We start from the raw sequence: 21,874 nt of genomic DNA on the forward strand, positions 1-21,874 counted from the left end.
CTCCGCCGGGAAAAGGCCCGCCGGGGAAGAAAGTGGAGCGGACGACGGGATTCGAACCCGCGACCCTCACCTTGGCAAGGTGATGCGCTACCAGCTGCGCTACGTCCGCGTGCCGCCGTGGCGACGACACAGACTCTAGAGGATGTCGGGCCCCGGCCACAAAACGGGGTCGGCGAGGCCGCGGATCATCCGCAGCGCGATCGCGTCGAAGGTCGGCACCCGCGAGCCGCCCTCCGCCAGCGCCGCGGCCAGGTGCGGATAGTCGCCGCTGAGCACCGCCTCGCCGATCAGCGCGACCTGCTCCTCGGTCGGCGGGCCGGCCAGCTCGTTCGCCACGAAGTTCGCCACAAAGCCCGTGAGCAGGGCGATCACCTCCAGCTTGGTGCTGCCGTCCAGCCGCGTCGGGGCCAGGGCCGCCAACCCCTGCTCGAGGTACGCCACCATGTGCCGGCCGGTGATCCGCCGCGCGGCCAGGGCCCCGGGCAGCCAGGGGTGCGCGAGCATCGACGCCCGCTGCGCGCGGCAGATGGCCAGCAGATCGCCCTGCCAGTCACCTGTAGGAGTGATCGCCGGCACGTCCGCCCCGACCCGGTCGACCATCGCGTCGACGAGCCGGTCCTTGTCCGGCACGTACGTGTAGAGCGACATCGCCCCGGCCCCGATCTCCCCGGCGATCCGGCGCATGGTCACCGCGGCGAGCCCGTCGGCGTCGGCGACCGCGATCGCCGCCTCGATCACCCGCTCCAGAGTGTGAGCGGGCGGACGACCCCGCGTCATCGGCATCTCCTGATAGCATTTCCGGTACAACGTACGGGAAAGAGGTCCCGCCATGCGTGAACTGCCACTTCTCCTCCGAGCGATGCGCCGCCGGCCCCGGAAGGGCCGGCTGTCCGCACGGTACGACGTCCGGCGCGAGTCCGGTCTGCCGGTGCCCGCCGCCGACGGCGTGATCCTGCGCGCCGACCACTACGCCCCCGTCACGTCCGAGCCGTGCCCGACCGTGCTGGTCCGGGCGCCCTATGTCCGCAGTGGCTTCCCATTCAACTATCTCTACGGCGTGCTCGTCGCCGAGCAGGGCTTCCACGTGATCCTGCAGAGCAGCCGTGGCACGGGCGGCTCGGAGGGCGACTACCGGTGGGTGCGCGACGAGGCGGCCGACGGGCAGGCGACGGTTCGCTGGCTGCGCGACCAGCCCTGGTTCACCGGCGACCTGTTCACCCTGGGCGCGAGCTACATGGCCTACACGCAGGCGGTGCTCGCCCACGACCCGCCGCCGGAGTGGCGCGGCGCGGTGCTGCAGGTCGGGTTCGGCGACACACACGAGTTCTTCTGGGGCGGCGGCGTCTTCCGGCTCGAGCGGGCGCTGATCGGCGGGGCGCTGCTGTTCCTCGACAACGCCCGCACCCGCGACTATTTCCGCGGCACCCTCCGCCTGATGCGCCACCTGAAGCGCATGACGCATGAGCTGCCGTTGCTCGACGCCTATCCGCGGGGGTTCGGCGGCCGGCGCCCGGTGTTCGAGGAGTGGCTGGCCCACCCCGAGGCGGAGCACTGGGCCGACACGACGGTCAGCGGCGTCGTGCCGAAGATCCCCGTCCCGGTCAGCCTCTGCACCGGCTGGTGGGACCTCGAGCCGGGCCGGACCATCGAGCACTACGCCGGCCTGCGCGCGGCCGGCGCCGATGTCGACCTGCTCATCGGGCCGTGGACGCACACGTCGGCGCTCGATCGCGGCTGGACCGAGACGTTCGCCCAGGCGCTGCGCCGGCTGCGGGGCGAGCCTCCGGCCTATCGCGTCCGGGTCCACGTCGGCGGCCTGAACGAGTGGCGCGACCTGCCCGACTGGCCACCCCCGGCCGTCCCCCACGACTGGACGCTCGAGGAGGCGCTGTCCGCGGGCCTCGGCGCCAGCAGCTTCCACTACGACCCGGCCGACCCGACGCCGTCCTATGCGGGGGCGCTGCAGTCCCCGACGCAGGGCCAGCGCGACAACGCGCCCCTGGAGAAGCGGGCCGACGTCCTGCTCTTCACCAGCCCGCCGCTGACCGAGCCGCTGGAGATCATGGGTCCGGTCCGGGCCACCTTCGACGCGACCACCACCGCCGCGAGCGGCGACCTCTTCGCCCGCCTCTGCGACGTCGACCCGTCCGGCCGCTCACTCAACATCTGCGACGGCCTGACCCGCATGACCGACGGCCGCACCGTGGTCGAGCTGGGCCCGGCCGCGCACCACTTCAAGCCCGGCCACCGCCTGCGCCTTCAGGTGAGCGGGGGCGCGCACCCTCGCTACCTGCGCAACTACGGGACGGGCGAGCCCCCGGGCCCCGCCACCCGCCTCATCGCCACCGACACCACGGTCCGCCACACCTCGGTGCTGACCCTCCCGGTCGTCACGGCGCGCGCGGAGCCGACCGCCCGAGGGTCCGACGAGGCCATGCCGAGCGCGGCACCGGGGTAACGCGTCCGGCGCCGGGGTTCTCGCCGGCCGCGTCAGCCGGCGGCGTCGGTGAGTGCCGTGGTGGCCGGGGAGGTGACGGCGGGGGCGCGGCCGCGGAGGACGTCCCATGCTGCCTTGCCGCTGGCGAAGTAGTCGCGGACCCATTTGCCGGCGAGCAGCCTTGCTCCGCAGCCTGTGCAGTCGGCGCGCACGCCTTCCACGTCCACGTCCAGCTGCCGGCAGACGGTCACTGCGCGGGGCAGGTGGTAGGCCTGCGTGACGATCAGGGCCGACCGCACCCCGTAGACGTCTCGTGCCCGGCGACAGCTGTCGTAGGTGTCGAGCCCGTACGGGTCGGCCACCACCCGGGCCGGATCGATGCCCAGCTCACCGGTCAGGTAGCCGGTCATCGAGGCGGTCTCGTCTCCCGACTCGCCACCCCCGTCGCCCGACACCAGGATCGCCCGCGCGCGCCCGCTGGTCACCAGCTCCGACGCGGTGCGCAGGCGCCCGGCCAGCCGAGCCTCCGGCGTATGCCGATCCGCTCCCACCTGCGTCCCCAGGACGATGACCACATCGGCCTCCGGGGCGTCGCCGGCGTCGTGCACATGACCCCACGCGGCGCCCGTCGTCCACAACCACGGCAGGCTGACGAGCACCACCACAGCACCAACCGCGAGAATCAGACGCCGACGCACGTGCCGACCTTAGAAGGCCCGCGCCAGGGTGGAGTCAGCCGCAGGTGAGGAGGCCGGCGCGGTCCTTGGCGCGCAATACGTGGCCGGCGGCGTCCTTCAGTCGTACGGCGAAGTCATTGTCCTGGGCCGCCTCGGCGACCAAGGCTGATGCCATCGGCTCCGCGTCACCGGGGCGGATGGTCAGGGCGAGGTCGCCGCCCGCGGCGATGAAGCGGACCGCGCGCTCGCCGACCGGGGCGATGGCGGCGGCGTCGGCGGCGCCCAGGTCGTCGGAGACGACGAGGCCCTGGAAGCCGAGCTTCTCGCGGAGGAGGCCAGTGATGATCGGCTCGGAGTAGGCGGCGATGGTCTGCTGGTCGAGGCGCGGGTAGCGGGCCGACGACATCATCACCGCGGCGGAGCCGGCCGCGATGCCCGCGCGGAAGGGCTCCAGGTAGGGGTCGTCGGCGCTGGTGCGGCCGTCGATGACGTCGGCGGTCACGTCGGTGTTGGCGCGCACGCGGCCCAGGCCCGGGAAGTGCTTGAGGACCGTGAGCACGCCCGCGTCCTGGGAGGCGGGGACGGCCGTTCGGATGGCCGCCGCGACCCGGGCGGGATCCGAGCCGTACTGGCGGCGGAAGGCGCCGATGGGCGGGTTGGCCTCGGCGATGTCGGCGGGCACGGTGTCGGCGACCGGGGCCAGGTTGAGCGTGATGCCGATGGCGGCCAGGCGGCGGGCGCTGCCGCTGACCGTGTCGCGCAGCTCGGCGGCGGAGCGGGCGCCGAGGCGTTGCGCCGACGGGAGGACCGGGAAGTCGTCGCCCTTGAGGGTCTGGACGCTGCCGCCCTCCTGGTCCAGCGCGACCAGCGGCGGGATCGTGCCGCCGGCCCGGGTCACGGCGCTGATGTCGGCGCGCAGGGCGGTGGCGGAGCGGGTGCTGCGGCCGGCCAGGAAGACGCCGCCGAGGTGGAGGCGGGCGAGGTCGCCGGTGATCGTGCGCGGCTTCGCGACGGGGGTGCCGATCATCAGCACCTGACCCGCCTGCTCCGGCACCGGCATACCGCCGAGTATCCGGCCGACGCAATCGGCGGAGGGGGACGACGACGGCGCGGGGGACGCCGACAAAGACGGCGAAACGGACGGCGCCGAGAGCGCGGGGGCGGCGGCGCGCGACGAGCACGCGCCCGCGAGCAGCAGGACGGAGACGGCCAGAAGGCGGAAGACGGGACGCATCGCCCGCAACGCTATCCGACGCCCGCGACGACATCGGATCTTGAACTTCTCTCAACCGGCGGCACCCCGGGCCGATGGGGCGGGCCTCGCATCACAGGAAGGACCCATCGATGCGCCGATTGTTGCTAGCTGCAGCCGTCCTCGTCGCTCTCCCGGCCGCTCTCCCCGCGCCGGCCCTCGCCGCCCCGGCGGCCAAGCCGCTGCCGCACACCGCCGGCGGCTACGTGCCGGCGGCCGGGCGTACGGTCGCCAAGGTCCGCGCGCTGGACGTGCTCCCCGACAGCGTCGACCTCCGCGCCGACGCCCCGAGCCCCGGCGACCAGGGGCAGATCGGCGCCTGCGTGGCCTGGACCGTCGGCTACAGCATCATGGGCTACTGGGCCAAGCACACCGGTGGCGCGGGCGCCCCGTACGCACCGCTCTTCCTCTACATGCGCAACGTCGCCAAGGGCGGGGCGCCGTCCGCCGGGCTGGTCCCCGACTACGTGCTCGCCAACGCGCAGTCCGCGGGCGTCGACACGCAGGACGACTACTGGCAGGGCACCACGAACTGGCAGGACGCCCCGAGCCAGACGCAGATCGACAACGCGAGGAACTACCGGGTCAGCGGCTGGACGCGGCTCTTCAACGGCGCCAACCAGGGCGCCGGGGCGCAGGCCGCGGTCATGCAGTCGCTGGCGTCGGGCAACCCGGTGGCGCTGGGCATCCCGGTGTTCCGCGACTTCATGTACCTGCGGCAGCACTCGCTCTACACGACCACGAGCGGCACGAACCTCGGCGGGCACATGATCGCCGTGTACGGCTACGACGCCCAGGGCGTCTTCATCCGCAACTCGTGGGGTACGGGCTGGGGCAACGGCGGCGACGCCAAGCTCTCGTGGGCGTTCGTGACCAAGGCGGCCACCGGGGCGTACGCGGTCAGCGGCGTCACCACCCCGGCGCAGCCCACCGTCCCGATGCCCTCGGTGGCGGCGCTGTCGACGACCAAGGCGCCCGCGGGCACGGCGGTCACGATCACGGGCTCGAGCCTGGCGAGCGTGACGTCGGTCAAGTTCGGCGGGACCGAGGCGACGTTCCAGCCGCAGGTCACCAACGGTGTCACCAAGCTCGTCGCCACCGCGCCCGCGCACGCCACGGGTCTCGTCGACGTGACGGTCACCAACGCGGCGGGCACCAGCGCGGCCGTCAAGACCAGCAAGTTCACGTACGTCCCGCCGGCGCCCGGCATCACCCGCCTCGACCCGGCGACCGTCACGGTCCTGGGCGGCCAGACGGTCACGCTCGCCGGCTCCGACCTCGCCGGCGTCACCTCCGTCAAGGTGGGCACCGTCACCGCCCCGGCCACCAAGGTCACCGCGTCGTCGCTGACCTTCGCCGCCCCGATCCGCCCGGCCGGCACCTATCCGGTCACGGTCACCAACGCGTGGGGCACGTCGAACCCCGCGGGCCAGCTCACGTACGCGCTCCCGCCCGCCCCCGTGATCACGACGGTCACCCCGGCGAGCGGCCTCACCTACAAGTCCACGGCCGTGACCCTCACCGGCACCGACTTCGCCGGGGCGACGAAGATGACGCTCGACGGGCGTACCGTCGGCTTCACCAAGGTCTCGGACACCCAGCTCAAGCTGACCCTCCCGGCCCACGCCGCGGGCACCGGCGCGCTGCAGCTCACCACCCCGGGCGGCACCAGCACCGCCGGCACGTTCACCTGGACGGCCCCGCCGGTCCCGGTCGTCACGGACATCACCCCGGGCAGCGGCCTCACCTATGTCCGCACCCCGGTCGTCGTCACCGGCACCGGCTTCACCGACAGCACCCGGGTCACCGTCGCCGGCGTCACCGTCCCCTACACCAAGGTCTCGGACACCCAGCTCAAGCTGACCCTCCCGGTCCGCGCGGCCGGTCCCGCCGACCTGCGGATCACCACCCCCGGCGGCACCTCGGCGGCGGGCACGGCCTTCACCTACGAGGCGCCGCCCGTCCCCGAGATCACCGGCCTGAGCGTGACAACCGCCTCCACCAAGTCGACGACCACGATCACCGTCACCGGCACCGGACTCACCGGGGCGTCCAAGGTCCTGGTCGGCCCGGCGGCTGTCGGCTTCACCAAGCTCTCCGACACCCAGCTCCGCGTGACGATCCCGCCGCGCGCGGCCACGACCACGACCATCACGGTGGTCACCCCGGGCGGCACCAGCACCGGCGTGCCACTCACCTTCGCCTGATTCACGTACGGGATCAGCGGCGGCCGTCCAGGGTGTGTGGCGGCCGCCGCTCCGCGTTCACGCGCCACCCGGCGGGCGTTGCGGCCTCTCAGCCGACGCGCTTGAGGGTGGTGCCGACGAGCTTCTGCCAGTCGGCGGAGAACTGGGGGTTGGCGCTCGCGTCGGACTTGCCCAGGCGATAGATCGCGTACTGGTCGACCAGCACGACGTTGGCGCGGCTCAGGACGGCGACGGCGGTGTCGGCGGTGGCCGGGTGGGCCTTGTCGTACTGGCGGTTGCGGGTGGTGACGAAGCCGAGCCAGGCGTCCTGCTCGAGGTTGGACGTGGCCACCGCCTCGGTGAAGGCCGGCTCCTCGCGGTCGCCGGTCTTCGCGGGGCGCTGCGTGCTGGCCGGGCAGGCGTCGGCGACCGCGCGCAGGGTGGCGACGGCGGTCGTGGCGCTCACCTCGTCCTCGTAGACGAGGCCGTACTGGGTGAGGCTCTGCACACCCTGGGTGCCCTCGTCGGAGAGCGGGCTCGCGACGACCTGGGGGCTGCCCGGGACGCCGGCCGGGGCGGTGTCGGCGCCGCAGATGCTGACCAGCTGGTTCGGGGCGGCGGACTCCTGCGGGGCGGCCCAGGTGGGGCCGATGTCGGCCGCCTTGAGCAGGGCGTTGCGCACGGTGTCGACGCTGATCGTGGTGTCGGGCGCCGGCGGGTCGTCGTCCGAGGAGCAGCCCGCGAAGGCGGCTACGGCGACGACGGCGACAGCGCTGCGGATGATCCGACCTGACTCGAGCACCCGGCCATGATGGCAGACCCCGGGCCCGCACCCCCAAAGACCTTCCGAGGGTACGCACCCCGCTACTCGAAGTAGGGCCTGGATGCCGGCGGGCCGGAAGCGTCGTTGCTCCCGGCCCGCCGGACGCATCACGCCGGCGTGGGTGCCTCGTCGCCGAGAGGTGCCAGCAGCTCCTTGCGCCCCTCGAAAGCGAGCAGCAGCAGGTCGACCATCCGGAACGTCTGCTCGTCCGGTCCGAGCGACGGGCGCCAGCCCGGCTCGCGCACGATCGAGACGCGGCTGCCCTCCATCGCCCGGTGGAAGACCTCGGCCACGATCCGGCCGCCCACCCCGGTCATCCGGCCGCCGTTGAGCTCGGCCTCGCGGAGCACGTAGAACCACAGCGGCGTACGCTCCGCGAAAGCGTCCTTCTCCCCGTCGGTGAGCGCGTCGAGGACGGCACCGCGGTCGCCGCCCAGGATCTGCTCGCGGGTCAGCGGCTCGAGCCCGAGGAACTTCGCGAACTGCTGGCCGCTCGCGAGGTTGACCATGTTGGCCCGGACGAGGTTGCGGAAGGCCAGGTTGAGCTGGATCGGCGGCGGGTTGGTCCCCACGCCCCCGAACGAGCCCTTGGGCAGCGTCGCCAGCGGGTTGACCAGCAGCGTGTCGATCCGCTGGGCGTTGTTGATCCCGGCCGGCGGCGCGAGGTCGGCCCGGCCCGCCTCCGCGAAGTCGTACATCCGGCGCCAGTCCACCGCCCAGTTGGTGGGCAGCCGCTCGAACAGGCCCGTCTCCGGGTCCGACGGGTCCGGCCCGAACGGATCGAAGTTGCCCGACGTGCCGCTGAAGGTGAACAGCAGAGCCAGCGTCCCGGCCCGCCCGGCGAAAATGCGGTTCCAGTCGTACGCGGCGCGGACCATGCTGTGACCCAGCCTGTACGCCGCCACGGAGAACTCGATCGGCATGGTGGGCGTGTCCCCGGCCTTGCTGTGCTGATAGGGCCCGGAGTCGTTGCCGCTGTGGGGGATCTCGAAGAACTTGCGCCCGGTCGTGAACACGTCCTCCACGATCGCGGGATCCACCAGCCGGGGCAGGAAGTCGGTGCGCAGCATCCACTGGTAGTGCCGCACCACGAGCCCGCGCGCCCGCCGGAAGAGGATCTGCCCCGGCACGCCCTGGTCGGCGAGCCGGTCGACCACGGCGTTGTGGAAGCGGATGAACGCCAGGTGCGTCTGCGCCACGACCAGGTTCTCGTCGTTACGGGCGTCGGGGATCAACGCCCGCTGCCGCTCCGCCTTGGTCGAGCCCTGGGTGACGCGCGGAAGGTCGTACCCGTTGAGGTTGACGTTGGTCCCGGCCCCGTCGATCGCCGCGGTGATCCCGACGCGCAGCTTGAGCTTGTCCGGCGCGTAGAACCGGTCGTCGTCGGCGTCCTCCGGGCCCCGCCCGTAGAGCGAGTCGAGGTCGAGCGCGGGCGACCGCCCCTGCAGCAGCTCGCTGACCGTCACCCGGTCGCCGAGCGCGGTCGCCGTGTTGTCGAGCGTCAGGTCGTGGTCGACGAACTGCCCGAGATAGGTGAACCCGGCCGGCACCGGCGGATCCGCCACGGGCTGCACCGGCGGCGTCCCGGTCGGCGCCGCGGTCATCGCCGTCGCGACCTTCTCCAGCAGCCCCGGATCGACCGCCTCGCCCTTCGGCCCGAGCCGGGAGAACCGGAACTTGCGCAGCGACGCCTCCGTCGACGGGCGCTCGCAGATCCCGGTCTTGCCGTCCGTGGTCAGAATCCCCTCGCCGACCACGTAGTAGTTCTCGCGCTTGTGCCGCTTCAAGGTGCGCACCTTCCCGCCGTGAATTGACGCCGCCCGCCCGGCGCCGCGGGCGGGCGGCTGGACGCGTCCCCCTCGGTCGCGTCCACACAGGAAGAGCGCCCGCCCCGCCGCCGAGATACGGCACCCCTTGTCGGCAAGCCGACCGTAGAGTGGTCCCGGTGATCCGCGATCTCGTGGCGCCCTTTGCCGAGCTGGACGCCGATCTTCCCGGCGACAGCCTCGTGGCGCAGTGGCACGAGAGAGTGGTCACGCCCCACGCCGCCGTGTTCCGCGCGGTGGAAGCGTGGATCGACCCGGCCCGCGCCGCGGACGCCCTGCCCGGGCTGGTGAGCCGGCGCGCGGAGCTGCTCGGCCGGACGCCGCGCGCCCACGCCGCGGTGATCGAGGCGCAGGCGCTGCTGCGCCGGATCCTGCCCGGCGCCGGCCCGGTCGATGCGGTGATCCTCGCCGGGCTCGGCCAGGCGAACGGCTGGGCGACGTCCGTCGACGGCGAGCCGACTCTCTTCCTGGCGGTCGAGCGGTTGCCCGAGCCCGGGTTCGACGTCCTGCTGGCGTTGCACGAGCTGGTGCACGCGGAGCACCTGCGGCGGGCCGCCCGCGACTGGCCGCACGATCGGGTCGACGCCGACCTCTTCCGGGAGGGGCTGGCGGTCCACGTCACCGCGCAGCTCCTGCCCGGCATCGACGCCGCCGGGCAGCTGTGGTTCGCCCCGGGATTCGATGAGTGGGTCGCCCGCTGCGAGCGGCAGGAGCCGGCCCTGCGGCGGCAAGCGGCGGCCGATCTGGCCCGGGACGATGCCTCCTCCCGGTGGTTCACCGGCGGGCCGGACGGTGACGGCGATCTTCCGGGCAGGTGTGGCTACTGGCTCGGCCGGCACCTGGTCCGCGAGCTGACGGCGGACGTGTCTCTGGAGACGGCCATGAACTGGTCGCTGGCCGACGTGTCACGGAAGCTGCGGCGTCTCCTCGAGGGTTGACTCCCGGTCCGGTCGCGACAGTCCAAGCTGTGATTCAGGTCATCGTTGAGGTTGACCCGAGGGCAGGGTCGAAGGTTGTCGTAGCCCGACGGCACCGACCTCTGGGAGCAACCACGATGATCAGGATCCTTTCCGACCAGGACAGCAGTAGCATGCGGACCGCCGCGTACGGCGCGGCGATCCAGGACATCGTCGACTCCGGATTCCTTGGGGTGTCGCTACGCGTGAACGACGAGCGAGGCGAGTGGGTCGGCAGCGCCGGAGCAGCCGAGTGGGGCGGGACCGAGAAGCCACCGGCGAACGGGCATCACCGGATCGGCAGCACCACCAAGACGTTCACTGCGGCACTCGTGCTGCGGCTGGTGGCCGAGGGCAGGTTCGGGCTGGACGACCCGGTCGCCACGTACCTGCCCGAGCCCGCGCTGGACGAACGGATCACGGTACGGATGCTGTTGCAGCACACCAGCGGGGTGTTCAACTTCACCGGCGAGGTCGACGAGGACGGCACGTTCACGCCGGGGGTCACCATCCCCTACGGCCCGGCGGGCGGAGACTGGCTGGACAACCGGTTCACGGTCCACCGGCCGCAGGACCTGGTGGACCTGGCACTGGCCAAGCCGGCGCGGTTCGAGCCGGGAACGGGCTGGAGCTACTCCAACACCAACTACGTCCTGGCCCGGCTGCTGATCGAAGCGGTCACCGGCCGCCCCTTCCCCGAAGAGATGCACCGGCTGATCCTCGGGCCCCTCGCGCTCTCCGGCACCGTGGTGCCGGACGCCTCGCCGGAGCTTCCGGAGCCGTACGCGCACGCCTACTACCGCCACGGTGACATGACCGTCGACGTCACCCGTCAGAACCCCTCCTGGCTCTCCACCGGCGGCGACATGATTTCGACCACCCAGGACCTGCACACGTTCATCTCGGCGCTCCTGGGTGGCAGGCTCCTCCCCGCGCCGCTGCTGGCCGAGATGTGCACGCCCCATCCGACCGGCATACCGGCCATGGACTACGGCCTGGGCGTATTCGTGGTCACCACCGATGGTGGCGGCACCGTCATCTCCCACAACGGCGCCGCCATCGGACACGCGGCGCTGATGGGCAGCACTCCGGACGGCAGCAAGACCCTGACCGCCGTGCTCAACTGTGTCGACGACGCCGCCCTGTCCATCGGACCGGCGTTCCAGGACGCCCAGCGTCGTCTGCTCAGCGTGGTCTTCGACGACCGGCAGGCCGCGCACCTGTGACTCGTATGCGGACCGTGGCCACGTCGAGATCGATGAGCCCGATGGGGGAAGGCAGGCCGAGGGATGACCAACGGAGTCACGATCGGGCAAGCGGCGGCGTTCGTCGGCGTCACGATCAAGACGGTGCGGCACTACCACAAGCTTGGCCTGGTCGACGAGCCAGAGCGCGACGGCTCCGGCTACCGGCGGTACGGCTCGGCCGAGTTGCTGCGGTTGGTGCGGGTCCGGACCTTGGCCGAAGCCGGGGTGCCGCTGGCCGGGATCGCGCCCATGCTCGACGCCGACGCCACGCGGTTCACCGTCGCCCTCGCCGACGTCGAGCGGCAGCTCACGTCACGGATCGAGGAGCTGACCGCGCGGCGTGACATGCTGCACCGCCTCGCCGACGGCGACCGGGCACTGCTGCCCGAGCGTGCGGTGGCATTGCTGGCGCGGATGCCCGGCCTCGGCTTCACCGCTGACGAGGTCGCCGCCACCAGGGACGGCTGGGTGCTGGCCCAGGCTCTGGCCCCGGAGGGCTTCGACGATTACCTCACCAACTTCGCGCGGGCTCTGCACGACACCCGGCTCGTCGCCCTGGCCAGGCGCGCGGCCGTTGCCGCGACCTGGGAACCGGACGACCCCCGGATCCCCGCGTTCGCCTCCGCCGTGGCCGATCACTACCTCGCCGACCCCGCACTGCTGAACACCGTGACGGGCCTGCAAGCCCGCAGCGAGGCCGCGACCCGATACATGCTGATCGCCCAGCACGGCGAAGAGCCGACGCCCACCGCGGAACGGCTTGTTGCGCTGTTCGAGACCAAGTTGCGCGAGGCCGGCATTCCCGTTCCCGGACCACGCTCCCGCTGACCCCACCGGCTCGATGCCTGCCTGGACACAGGGCTCAGGTGTTCGCCGGGAGATACGTCATGCCGTCGGCGCCGGGCTCGAGGACGGCGGCCCAGCGGCGGTCGCCGGCGATGTCGTGGTCCTCGTCGACCTCGAAGCCGATGAGGGCGCGCTGCCACGGGACCTCGGCGTGCAGCGCGAGCGCGATGTCGGCCAGCCAGCGGTCCAGCGGCGCGCCAGGCCAGCGACTCGGCGCCGCTGCGGGCGTCGAAGGGGAAGCCGCCGATGCGCCGGTCGGTGCGGGCCAGCGCCCCGAGCGGCAGGTAGAGCAGCAGCGTGTCCACGTCCTCCCAGCGCGAGGCGTAGCTGCCGCAGACGACGCGGGCGCCGGTGGGCAGGGTCAGTGTGCCGCGCAGGTGATCGCCCAGGACGACGCGGGGCTCGGGGCCCTGGACCGCCGCGGCGCGCCACAGGTGACGCACCGCACGGTCGAGCCGGGCGTCGTCGGCGGCGCCGAGAGTCAGGGACAGCTCGTAGAAGCCGCCCGACCAGTTCGCGGCGTCGCTCGCGTCGTCCGGGGCAGCCATGGTCAGACCAGTGTGACGGCTCCGGTGTCGAGGTCGTAGCGCGCCCCCACGACGCGCAGGGTGCCCGCGCGGACGTGCGCGGCGATCGGCTCGCTGCGGCGCAGGAGGGCGCTCACCTGGGCCCGGACGTTGGCGCGGACGGCGTTGTCGACGACGTCGCCCGGGTGGTCCAGGATCGGCTCGACGACGGGGCGCAGGGCGTCGACGATCGTGCCGATGTGGCCGGGGGCGGTGGCGCCGGTCTCGATGGCGTCGATGGTGGCGTTGATCGCGCCGCAGCGTTCGTGGCCGAGGACGACGATCAGCGGGGTGCCGAACTCCTCGACGGCGAACTCGGTGCTGCCCAAAAGCAGGTCGTCGACGATGTTGCCGGCGACGCGGTTGTCGAAGATGTCGCCGAGGCCCTGGTCGAAGAGGACCTCGGGCGACACCCGGGAGTCGGCGCAGCCGACGGTGATCGCGAACGGGTGCTGGCCGGCGGCGAGCTCGTGCAGGTCGGCGAGGGTCTGGTGGGGGTGCCGGGCGTGGCCGGTGAGGAAGCGCTGGTTGCCCGCGAGCAGCCGGGCGAGCGCCGCGCCGGGAGTGACCGGTGCCGGATCGGCCGCCGGCGCGGGGGACGCGCCGACGAGCAGACCGGCACCGGCGACACCACCGGCGAGCAGCAGCGAACGACGGGAGTGAAGCACGACGGTCTCCTCAGGAGGGAGGGATGATCGTCGATTCAATCAAACGGTCGCGGTCCGCCGGGGCCGGGGAGACCGGCGCCGGGGAGTCCGGGTGGCGGGCGAGCCTGCTGGGCCACCAGATCACCCGGCCGATGTCCAGGGTCAGGGCGGTGACCAGCACCGAGCGGACGATCAAGGTGTCGAGCAGCACGCCGAAGGCGACCGCGAAGCCGATCTCCGCGAAGGCCACCAGGGGCAGGCTGCCCAGCGCCGCGAACGTGCCGGCGAGGACGATGCCCGCGGACGTGATGACGCCGCCGGTGGCCCCGAGGCCGATGAGGGCGCCGCGGCGGGTGCCGTGCTGCTGGGCCTCCTCCCGTACGCGGGTCATCAGGAAGATGTTGTAGTCGATGCCCAGGGCGACCAGGAACACGAACACGTAGAGCGGGAACGACGTGTCCTCGCCCGAGAAGCCGAACACGTGCCGGAACACCAGGGCGCTCACGCCCAGCGCGGCCGCGAAGGACAGCACGACCGTGGCGATCAGCAGCAGCGGCGCGACGACCGCGCGCAGGAGCAGGCCGAGGATCACCAGGACCACGAGGAGTACGAGCGGGATGATGAGCCGGTTGTCGTGCGAGTTGGCGTTGTTGATGTCGAGCACCATCGCCGTCATGCCGCCCACTTGCGCGTCGCCGATCGGGTGCACGGCGTCGCGGACGCGCTCGACGGTGGCCATCGCCTCGTCGCTGTCCGGGGCGGAGGCGAGCACCGCCTCGTACATGACGAGGTCGCCGTTGGTCACGGGTGGCCCGACCTCGCTGACGCCGGGTGTGGCCGCGACCGCCGCGCGGATCTGCGCGCTCTGACCGCTCGCGCCGATGACGACCAGCGGCTGCCCCTGACCGGCCGGGAAGTGCCGGGCCAGCGCCTCCTCGCCGGTGACCGACGACGGCGTGTTGACGAACTGCTCGGCCTGCGGCAGCCCGTCCGCCTTGAGCTGGAACAACCCCAGGGACATGGCGCCGAGCGCGAGGGCGGTGGCGATCCACACGGTACGGGGCCGGCGCGCGATCCGCGTGCCCAGGCGCGCCCAGAAGCCGGTCGCCGTCGGTTCCGGGGTGCCCTCGCGCGGCCGGATCGGCCAGAAGATCCAGCGGCCGAAGATGACGAGCAGCGCCGGGAGCAGCGTGATCATCGCGAGCAGCCCGACGACGATGCCGAGCGCGGCGACCGGCCCGAGCCCGCTGGTCGAGTTGACCTCGGCCAGGATCAGGCACGACATGCCGATGGCGACGGTGGCGGCGCTGGCGATGACGGCGGGACCGGCCCGGTGCAGGGCGAGGGCCATCGCCTCGTGCCGGTCGTGGTGCCGCCGCAGTTCCTCGCGATAGCGCGCCACGAGCAGCAGCGCGTAGTCGGTCCCGGCGCCGAAGACGAGCACGGTCAGGATGCCGGCGCTCTGCGCGTTGACGACCAGGCCCGCGTACTCGGCCAGCAGATAGATCACCGCCTGCGCCGTGATCAGGGCCACGCCGGCGGACACGATGGGGAGGAGCCACAACACCGGACTCCGGTACGTGATCAGCAGGATGATCGTCACGATGGCGAGCGTGGTGTAGAGCAGCGTGCCGTCGATGCCCTCGAACGCCTCGGCGCTGTCGGCGGCGGTCGCCACCGGCCCGGCGAGGTGCATGTCCAGCCCCGTGCCCGTACCCGCGGCGGTCTTGATGTCGTCGGCGACGTCGGCGAGCTTCTCCCAGCCGTCCTCGTCGAACTTGACCGGCACGATGATCTGCAGCGCCTTGCCGTCCTGCGACGGCACGGGCCCGGTCACCTGGCCCTCGACGCCCGGCACCCGCTGCAGCCGCGCGACGGCCTCCTTCGCGGCGGCCTGGTCCGCGGGCGTGACGGCCGCGTCACTCTCGTAGACGACCACCGCGGGCGCGATGTCGTCCGGCCCGAACCGCGCCTGCAGATCCGCGACCTGCGTCGCCTCGGCCGCCCCGGGCAGCCACGCCTCGTTGTCGTTGCTCTGGACCCCGGTGAGCTTCCCGGCCAGCGGCCCGGCGATCGCCAGCACCACCACCCACAACCCCAGGACGACCCACTTGGTCCACCGTCCACACACCAGCCAAGCCATGACGCTCCCCCGAGCTAGACGAGTGGCCGAGCCTAGGCTCGCTCCGGGTCCGGACCTGGCCGGAAACCGACAGCTCAGGGGTAATTCAGGGGCGTTGATCTCCGACTCGCTCCGATCATCGCCGGGTGGTCCCCCGAACGGCCGATGACCCCACCTATGCTGCGGCGATGGGCAGCAGCTTCCAGACCATACTGACGACCGGCGAGCCCGGCGACATTCCGGCGGACGTCGCGGTGGTCCGGGCCGTCACCGACAAGCTCTGGGCGGTTGTCCCGCTTGCCCACCAGGGGTACGCCGACACGGCCGGCCTGGCCCGCCGGCTGACCCGGGCGCCGGGCGCGGTGGCCGCCACCTTCGACGTGATCGACTCCGAGCTCCTGGTCGCCGGGGTGTTCCGCGACGGCCGGTCGGTGCACGACTATCTCAGCGAGCAGTCGATCGTCGAGGAGGACGAGGACGAGGACGTCCTCTTCGACGGGCTGGGCCGCACCTATCCGCGGAGCGCCGTGGTGCCGTCCGGACCCTACGGAGTGGACGCGTCGGCCTTCGCACCCCTGGCCGCCGGGCCGGTCGACGAGGCGAGGCTGACCGCCGTGCTGGCCGCCACGGATCTCAGCGGTGAGGAACGCCACGACAAACTGCTGCGCCTGCTCGGCGTGGATCCTGCCCTCCTGCGGATCAGCTAGCCAGGTCGAGCCAGCCGCAGTCCGAGCAGACGTCGAAGCCGCGGAACTGCGCGAGCCGGCGGCGGCCGCAGGTCGGGCACACCACGCGGTAGCGCTCGTGGTGCCGGTCGCCCCGGCGCGGCGGATGCACCACGGTGAAGAAGAGGCGGCGCTGCCAGCTGCCGTCGCCGGAGTCCACGGCGACGATGCCGGCGCGGCGGCCGACGTCGACACGGGCCAGCAGGCGGGTGTCGGCGCCGGCGGCGGGCGGGATCAGGAGCAGGCCGGCGACGTCGGCGGGCTTGACGTCCTCGATGCCGGAGATGACGGCGGACTCCCGGCGTACGCCCTCGCCGCCGAGCGTGCCGGCCGGGCCGACGGGCAGGTCGGTGCACCAGGGCGGGCGCGGGCCGGGGTCGGACTGGCCGAGCCGGGTGCGGAAGAGGACCCAGAGGCCCAGGTTGTCCGAGCCGACCAGCCCTACCTTGACGTCGGCGCCGCGGTCGTCGTTGAGGCCGAGCAGCTGGGGTCCCCACTTGGTGACCCGCTGGGCGGCGGCCACCGCGGCGCCGAGGCCCGGATAGAGGACGTCGGCGACCACCTCGGTGAAGCGCCACAGGCCGCCCCGGGCCACGTCGCCGGCGACCTCGTCGCAGCGGGCCGCGGACCATTCCGAGATGCGGCGCTGCTGGGGCCGGTCGGGCAGCTCCCCCGCGAAGACCCGCCGGCCGCCCGACGCCGCCGCCACCCCGCGGATGGCCGCCGCCCGCGACCGGACCACGCCGGCGTCCGGCTCGGCGGGCGCCGCGGCCGGGCCGGTGGGCGGGGCCGCGGGGACCGGCCAGCTCGGCGGCGGCTGCCCGGCCACCGGCCCGTCGGGCGCGAACCAGGACGGTGGCTCGGGCGAGGTCTCGCGGGGGTCGGGGCGCATTGACACATGCTGGCACCGTGACCAGTCGGCGGCCACCCGCCCGGCGCCCCGCCGAGCGCCCCGAAACCGCTCCTGAGCTGGACGATCTCCCGCTGGGTGGACCCCGGCGAGTACTCCGTTCGGGGGAACCTCCGCGGCGGTGCCCGGTCTTCGTACAGTGGGCCGCATGGATGTTGATCTGGGCCTGCTGTCGCCGGCGGAGCAGCATGCTTACCGCCTGCTCGTGCGGCTCGGGGCAGCCGGCGCCGAGGAGCTGTCCGCGCACGACGCGATGCCGCCCGAGCAGGCCGCGACCGTGCTCGAGGCGTTGCGGCTCAAGGGCCTGGCCGGTCCGGGGCCGGTCTTCCACCCGCTGCCGCCCGATGTGGCGCTCGGCGACTCGCTCCTGCGGCGCCAGCAGGAGCTGGAGAACGCCCGGCAGGTGGTCGCCGCGCTCAGCGAGGACTATCGGGCCCACGCGCGGCGGCGCGACGCGGAGCACCTGGTCGAGCTGGTGGTCGGGGCCAAGGCGTTGCGGCAGCGGATCCGGGAGATGCAGGACTCGGCGCGCGAGGAGATCCTGTGGTTCTGCCGCGCGAACCCGCTCGCCATGGCGGGTCCGGAGAACGCGGAGGAGAGCTCGGCCCTGGCCCGCGGCGTGCGCTATCGCGCCATCTACGAGCGGGAGCTGCTCGAGCGGCCCGGCGAGCTGGAAAGCATCCTCGAGTCGGGGCGGGCGGGCGAGGAGTCACGGACGCTGCCCGTGCTGCCCGTACGGCTGGCGATCGCCGACCGCTCCTTGGCCATCTGCCCGCTCGTGCCCGACGAGTCGCGCGGGGTGGGCGAGCCGACGGCGGCGCTGATCCGGTCCAGCGAGCTGCTCGACGCGCTGGTGGCGCTGTTCGAGAGCTACTGGGAACGGGCGACGCCGCTGACCACCGACGGCTCGCCGCGCTCCGACCTGGGGGAATCCGAGGTGCTGCTGCTGTCGCTCTTCGTGTCGGGCATGCCGGACAAGTCGATCGCCACCCATCTCGGCGTGAGCAAGCGCACCGTGCAGCGGCGCATCGACCGGCTGATGGACCTGGCCGGGGTGGACACCCGCACCGGCCTCGCGTTCCAGGCGGCCCGCCGGGGCTGGTTGCCCACCCCGGCGGACCCCGGTCGTCAGCGTCCGTAGGCGTCGATCACCGTCTGGGTGAGCGTGTTACCGCTGATGTCCTTGGCCGTGACCCGCAGCGACACCGGTGTCCGGCCCGGCGTGACGAGGGCCGTGGTGCCGAGCATCACCGCCTGCCGCCACTTCGCCCCGCCGTCGGTCGAGAACTCGACTTCCAGCCTGGCCAGCTTGGCGGACGGCTTGAGCATGACACCGAGCACGCCCGGCTCATAACCGATCCCCAGCAGGTGCGGCGGCTTGCCCTGGGCGGAGGAGAAACCCCACACCGATTGCGTACGGGTGGCAAGTCGCCAATCCTCGTTGCTCCGAGCCGTGGTGACCGTCAGCCGGTAGCTCGCCGGCTCTTTGCCCGTCACCACGTCAGCGGTGCCGGTGGGCAGGTCGGCAAGCTTCGTACCGTTGCGTTCCAGCGTGGCCGTGACGGTGTCGGACGGCTTCGCCGCCTGCACGTGGCCGTCGCGGTCGACGAAGAGCCCGACGTGGAGGTTGAGCACGTCACCGGTGCGCGTGGTGCCGAGGTCGGCCGGGCGTACGACGGGAGCCGCCCACGACTCGCTCGCCGTGCCGGGCTTGAAGCTGCGCGGCTCGTCGAAGAAGCCACCCTGCAGGGCGCCGCCGAGCATCATCGTCGGATAGGCGTCGTGGACCTGGTGCTGCCACGTCGTGTCGCCCGTCGTCACCCACTCCTCGCGCACCGACGGCGTCCGGACGGGCCGGGACTCGTCGAGGGTGTAGTCCTGCCACGGGCGCCAGCCGTAGCGCTGCTCGCGGACCCAGCCGAAGCCGCCGTTGTCCGCGTACGTGGTCGTGATGCGCTTGCTGTTCGCGGTGGTGACCTTGTGGACGATCTGCTCGGGGATGCGACCGGCGGAGACCTGCAGCACGTCGTAGAGGTACGGGCTCGACGGGGTGAGGGTCAGGTCGAGCGTCGACGGCAGCTTCTTGAGCAGCCGCTGTCCCTCGTCGTCCTTGAGCACCAGCGTCACGATCGGCAGGCGCTCCTCGATCGTCGGGTCGAAGACGGTCCACGTGGTGAAGTCGGCCGGCCGGATCAGCAGCACCGCCTGCGCGCCCGCCTCGGCCGCCGCGGCCACCTGCTCGCTCTCGTCCTTCTCCCAGCTGCCCTGGACGACCACGGCCTTGCCCCGGAGGTCCTTCGTCCCCTCCTTCACGAGCGGGTAGCGCCGCGTACCGTCGAAGGAGGGCGACAGGCCGAGCAGGTTCGCGTCGATCGCCTGGTTGGTCCGGACCAGCGGCGCGACCAGCTGCCAGCGCGACGAGAACTCGAAGCTGCCCTCGGTCACCGGCTTCGTCGCGGCGACATTGACCTTCTCGACCGCGCTGAAGTGCATCACGCCGTGCGAGAGCCGCCGGCCCGTGGCGGTCTCGCGGTGGTAGTAGTAGTTCAGGATCGCCCGCTGCTCGGACGGCTTCGGCGTCTCGATGACGATCGGCTTCGTCTTCCGGGCGTCCAGGACCACGGTCATGTCGCCGGTGACCTTCACCTCCGGCAACGCGACGAACCACGACTGTTCGTTCTGCGGTTGCGACGTCGAGGACTCGATGGTCGCGTCGACGATGTAAGAGCCTTCCTGCAGGTCGTACGTGGCCTGACCGCCCTGCGACGCGAGCGTGTCGAAGCGGCTGTCGTCGCCGCGCAGCTCGAGGGCCGGGACGAGGGCCGGCTTGCCGTCGGGGCCGATCGCCTTGACCGTCAGCTGGTGGATCGGGCCGTTGACGACCGCGCCGACGGCCGTGGTGACACTGACGCCGGTGGCCGTGGCGGTGATCCAGCCGCTGAAGATGCCCGGCGTCCTGGTGTCCACCGTCGCCGTGACATTGGCCGTGCCGTGGGCGGGGACCGTGACCTGCGCCTTGTCCAGGGTGATCTGCCCCTTCCGGGCCAGCGTCAACGTCGTCGGCGCGGCGCCGTAGTTGCGGTACGTGATCGTGCCGGTCCGCTTGTCGCTCTGGCCGAAGTCGAGGATGCCGGTCCCCACGACCTGCTGGGTGGTCGCCCGGCCCAGGTCGGTGCGCCCGGCGCCCTGGCCGTAGACGTTGACGTCCGTGGCCGTCCTGGCCGTACTGATCAGGGCCTCTTTGATCTGCGGGGCGGACCAGTCCGGGTGCTGCTGGACCAGGATCGCGGCGGCCCCGGCGACGTGCGGGGTGGCCATCGACGTGCCGGACGCGGCGGTGTAGTTGTCGTCGACCACGTCGCCCATCGCGGTGCCCTCGGCCCGGGCGGCCACGATGCCGACGCCCGGGGCGGTGATCTCCGGCTTGAGACCCATGTCGCCGAGGCGCGGGCCCCGGCTGGAGAAGCCGGCGAGCTTGTCGTCGCGATCCACGGCGCCGACCGTCAGGGCGGCCGGGGCGGCTCCGGGCGTACCGACCGTGGACTCGCCCCCGTCGTTGCCCGCGGCGACGACGAAGAGCGCGCCGCTCGACGCGCTGATCTCGTCGACCGCGAGGCTCATCGGGTCGAGGCCGTCGGTGGCGCCGCCGCCGAGACTCATGTTGACGACCTTCGCGCCCTGGGCGACGGCCCACCGCATCCCGGCGATGATGTCCGACTCCTGGCCGTAGCCGTCGTCGCCGAGCACCTTGCCGATCAGCAGGTCCGCGCCGTACGCGACGCCCTTGCGCTTCGTCCCGGTCGTCGTCGCCGCGCCGGTGCCCGCGACGGTCGCCGCGACGTGCGTGCCGTGGCCGAACCGGTCCACGGTGTCCGGGCTGGTGCTGAAGTTCGCCGCCGCCGCGATCTTCCCGGCGAGGTCGGGGTGGGTGGCGTCGACACCGGTGTCGAGCACGGCGACCTTGACGCCGCGCCCGTCGAGCCCCTGCTGCCACGCGGTGGGGGCGCCGATCTGGGCGGTGCTGCGATCGAGGACGGCCTTGACCTTGCCGTCGAGGAAGATGGTGCGGCCCGTGGTGCGGGCCGACGCCTGGCGCTGCCACCAAGCCGCCAGCTCGGTCTTCGCCGGCGCGATGCTGCTCATCGTGCTCATGACGCGCTGGTCGGCGGCCGCGCCGGTGACGATCAGCGGCAGGGTGGCGGAGTCCGCGTCGCCGTAGCCCTCGGCCAGGAGGTGCTCGACGTCGAACAGCTCGGCGTCGATGCGGCCGGCGTCCAGCAGCGGGATGACGTCGCCCGGGACGATCCGCAGGCCGCCGTCGTTCTCGAAGGTGTGGAACGTGATCCGCTCGCGGCCCGGCGCCGGGGTGATCGCGACGGCGGCCTTCCCGCCCGCGGGCGTCAGCCGGACCTGGTCGCCGGTGACCAGGGTGATCGTCTTCGCGCCTGTCCCTTGTGCTGCCGGCTGGCTTTTCGTCGCCGGCTGGCTGCTCGCAGCCGGCTGGCCTTTTGCCGCCGGCTGGCCGGTCGTTGCCGGCTGGCTTTTCGTCGCCGGCTGGCTGGGTGACGGGGTGGCATCGAGGGGGCCCGCGACGGCGGGGGCCGGTATCGCGGCGGCGCCGATCAGGACGCCGGCTAGCAGACGGCCGAGCATA

The 21,874-nt window shown here is 72.7% G+C and carries 16 protein-coding genes and 1 tRNA gene; 7 read left to right on the forward strand and 10 right to left on the reverse strand.

What is annotated here, in order from left to right; translation table 11 throughout:
• Positions 1–33 precede the first annotated feature (33 nt).
• Positions 34–109 (reverse strand) — tRNA-Gly (locus RAN62_RS01470).
• Positions 110–135: 26 nt separating this feature from the next.
• Positions 136–777: a TetR/AcrR family transcriptional regulator gene (locus tag RAN62_RS01475; RefSeq protein WP_305782580.1), complete on the reverse strand. Its 642-nt coding sequence runs from the start codon at positions 775–777 to the stop codon at positions 136–138.
• 52 nt (positions 778–829) lie between these two features.
• Here RAN62_RS01475 and RAN62_RS01480 point away from each other — a divergent pair, with 52 nt between their 5' ends.
• Positions 830–2,458 carry a CocE/NonD family hydrolase gene (locus RAN62_RS01480; protein WP_305782581.1) on the forward strand — a complete coding sequence of 543 codons (1,629 nt, stop codon included), beginning with the start codon at positions 830–832 and terminating at the stop codon, positions 2,456–2,458.
• Between the two features lie 32 nt (positions 2,459–2,490).
• Here RAN62_RS01480 and RAN62_RS01485 read toward each other — a convergent pair whose 3' ends face one another.
• Both RAN62_RS01485 and RAN62_RS01490 read right to left on the reverse strand, forming a co-directional pair.
• On the reverse strand, positions 2,491–3,135 hold the full coding sequence (locus tag RAN62_RS01485) for a SanA/YdcF family protein (protein WP_305782582.1): 645 nt from the start codon (positions 3,133–3,135) through the stop codon (positions 2,491–2,493).
• A gap of 34 nt (positions 3,136–3,169) precedes the next feature.
• Positions 3,170–4,174 (reverse strand): glycoside hydrolase family 3 N-terminal domain-containing protein, encoded by a 1,005-nt coding sequence (locus RAN62_RS01490; RefSeq protein WP_305782583.1) that lies wholly within the window; start codon positions 4,172–4,174, stop codon positions 3,170–3,172.
• 284 nt (positions 4,175–4,458) lie between these two features.
• Between RAN62_RS01490 and RAN62_RS01495 the strand changes: the two genes are divergently transcribed.
• Positions 4,459–6,573 (forward strand): IPT/TIG domain-containing protein, encoded by a 2,115-nt coding sequence (locus tag RAN62_RS01495; protein ID WP_305782584.1) that lies wholly within the window; start codon positions 4,459–4,461, stop codon positions 6,571–6,573.
• An 88-nt stretch (positions 6,574–6,661) separates the two neighbouring features.
• Here RAN62_RS01495 and RAN62_RS01500 read toward each other — a convergent pair whose 3' ends face one another.
• Positions 6,662–7,354: a hypothetical protein gene (locus RAN62_RS01500; protein WP_305782585.1), complete on the reverse strand. Its 693-nt coding sequence runs from the start codon at positions 7,352–7,354 to the stop codon at positions 6,662–6,664.
• A gap of 128 nt (positions 7,355–7,482) precedes the next feature.
• The gene (locus RAN62_RS01505; protein ID WP_305782586.1) at positions 7,483–9,162 is read right to left on the reverse strand and encodes a peroxidase family protein; all 1,680 of its coding nucleotides are present in this window, start codon (positions 9,160–9,162) and stop codon (positions 7,483–7,485) included.
• A 158-nt stretch (positions 9,163–9,320) separates the two neighbouring features.
• Here RAN62_RS01505 and RAN62_RS01510 point away from each other — a divergent pair, with 158 nt between their 5' ends.
• The 3 genes from RAN62_RS01510 (at position 9,321) to RAN62_RS01520 (ending at position 12,232) form a co-directional block, all read left to right on the forward strand.
• Positions 9,321–10,139, forward strand: a complete 819-nt coding sequence (locus tag RAN62_RS01510) for a DUF2268 domain-containing putative Zn-dependent protease (protein WP_305782587.1) — start codon at positions 9,321–9,323, stop codon at positions 10,137–10,139.
• Positions 10,140–10,255: 116 nt separating this feature from the next.
• Positions 10,256–11,383 carry a serine hydrolase domain-containing protein gene (locus RAN62_RS01515; RefSeq protein WP_305782588.1) on the forward strand — a complete coding sequence of 376 codons (1,128 nt, stop codon included), beginning with the start codon at positions 10,256–10,258 and terminating at the stop codon, positions 11,381–11,383.
• Positions 11,384–11,446: 63 nt separating this feature from the next.
• Positions 11,447–12,232 (forward strand): MerR family transcriptional regulator, encoded by a 786-nt coding sequence (locus tag RAN62_RS01520; protein ID WP_305782589.1) that lies wholly within the window; start codon positions 11,447–11,449, stop codon positions 12,230–12,232.
• 568 nt (positions 12,233–12,800) lie between these two features.
• Here the strand turns inward: RAN62_RS01520 and RAN62_RS01525 are convergent.
• Together RAN62_RS01525 and RAN62_RS01530 are read right to left on the reverse strand one after the other, a co-directional pair.
• Positions 12,801–13,484, reverse strand: a complete 684-nt coding sequence (locus RAN62_RS01525) for a carbonic anhydrase (RefSeq protein WP_305782590.1) — start codon at positions 13,482–13,484, stop codon at positions 12,801–12,803.
• Between the two features lie 10 nt (positions 13,485–13,494).
• Positions 13,495–15,606 (reverse strand): MMPL family transporter, encoded by a 2,112-nt coding sequence (locus tag RAN62_RS01530; protein ID WP_305782591.1) that lies wholly within the window; start codon positions 15,604–15,606, stop codon positions 13,495–13,497.
• Positions 15,607–15,773: 167 nt separating this feature from the next.
• Between RAN62_RS01530 and RAN62_RS01535 the strand changes: the two genes are divergently transcribed.
• Entirely contained in the window at positions 15,774–16,292 is a 519-nt protein-coding gene (locus RAN62_RS01535) for a hypothetical protein (RefSeq protein WP_305782592.1), read from the forward strand.
• Here RAN62_RS01535 and RAN62_RS01540 read toward each other — a convergent pair.
• Positions 16,285–17,202 (reverse strand): hypothetical protein, encoded by a 918-nt coding sequence (locus tag RAN62_RS01540; protein ID WP_305782593.1) that lies wholly within the window; start codon positions 17,200–17,202, stop codon positions 16,285–16,287. The genes RAN62_RS01535 and RAN62_RS01540 overlap by 8 nt on opposite strands.
• A 166-nt stretch (positions 17,203–17,368) precedes the next feature.
• Between RAN62_RS01540 and RAN62_RS01545 the strand changes: the two genes are divergently transcribed.
• Positions 17,369–18,361: a helix-turn-helix domain-containing protein gene (locus RAN62_RS01545; protein WP_305782594.1), complete on the forward strand. Its 993-nt coding sequence runs from the start codon at positions 17,369–17,371 to the stop codon at positions 18,359–18,361.
• On the opposite strand, the gene RAN62_RS01550 is transcribed toward RAN62_RS01545, so the two are convergent.
• On the reverse strand, positions 18,349–21,873 hold the full coding sequence (locus tag RAN62_RS01550) for a S8 family serine peptidase (RefSeq protein ID WP_305782595.1): 3,525 nt from the start codon (positions 21,871–21,873) through the stop codon (positions 18,349–18,351). The two genes, RAN62_RS01545 and RAN62_RS01550, sit on opposite strands and share 13 nt — an antisense overlap.
• Position 21,874 lies beyond the last annotated feature (1 nt).

This window comes from Symbioplanes lichenis, from assembly GCF_030709675.1.
GTDB lineage: Bacteria > Actinomycetota > Actinomycetes > Mycobacteriales > Micromonosporaceae > Actinoplanes > Actinoplanes lichenis.

What these genes read in the sequence shown, in the direction of transcription:
- RAN62_RS01545 (WP_305782594.1), top strand. Translation starts at nt 17,369, where the DNA reads ATGGATGTTGATCTGGGCCTGCTGTCGCCGGCGGAGCAGCATGCTTAC.
- RAN62_RS01530 (WP_305782591.1), bottom strand. Translation starts at nt 15,606, where the DNA reads ATGGCTTGGCTGGTGTGTGGACGGTGGACCAAGTGGGTCGTCCTGGGG.
- RAN62_RS01550 (WP_305782595.1), bottom strand. Translation starts at nt 21,873, where the DNA reads ATGCTCGGCCGTCTGCTAGCCGGCGTCCTGATCGGCGCCGCCGCGATA.
- RAN62_RS01540 (WP_305782593.1), bottom strand. Translation starts at nt 17,202, where the DNA reads ATGCGCCCCGACCCCCGCGAGACCTCGCCCGAGCCACCGTCCTGGTTC.
- RAN62_RS01515 (WP_305782588.1), top strand. Translation starts at nt 10,256, where the DNA reads ATGATCAGGATCCTTTCCGACCAGGACAGCAGTAGCATGCGGACCGCC.
- RAN62_RS01520 (WP_305782589.1), top strand. Translation starts at nt 11,447, where the DNA reads ATGACCAACGGAGTCACGATCGGGCAAGCGGCGGCGTTCGTCGGCGTC.
- RAN62_RS01490 (WP_305782583.1), bottom strand. Translation starts at nt 4,174, where the DNA reads ATGCCGGTGCCGGAGCAGGCGGGTCAGGTGCTGATGATCGGCACCCCC.
- RAN62_RS01495 (WP_305782584.1), top strand. Translation starts at nt 4,459, where the DNA reads ATGCGCCGATTGTTGCTAGCTGCAGCCGTCCTCGTCGCTCTCCCGGCC.
- RAN62_RS01475 (WP_305782580.1), bottom strand. Translation starts at nt 777, where the DNA reads ATGACGCGGGGTCGTCCGCCCGCTCACACTCTGGAGCGGGTGATCGAG.
- RAN62_RS01480 (WP_305782581.1), top strand. Translation starts at nt 830, where the DNA reads ATGCGTGAACTGCCACTTCTCCTCCGAGCGATGCGCCGCCGGCCCCGG.
- RAN62_RS01535 (WP_305782592.1), top strand. Translation starts at nt 15,774, where the DNA reads ATGGGCAGCAGCTTCCAGACCATACTGACGACCGGCGAGCCCGGCGAC.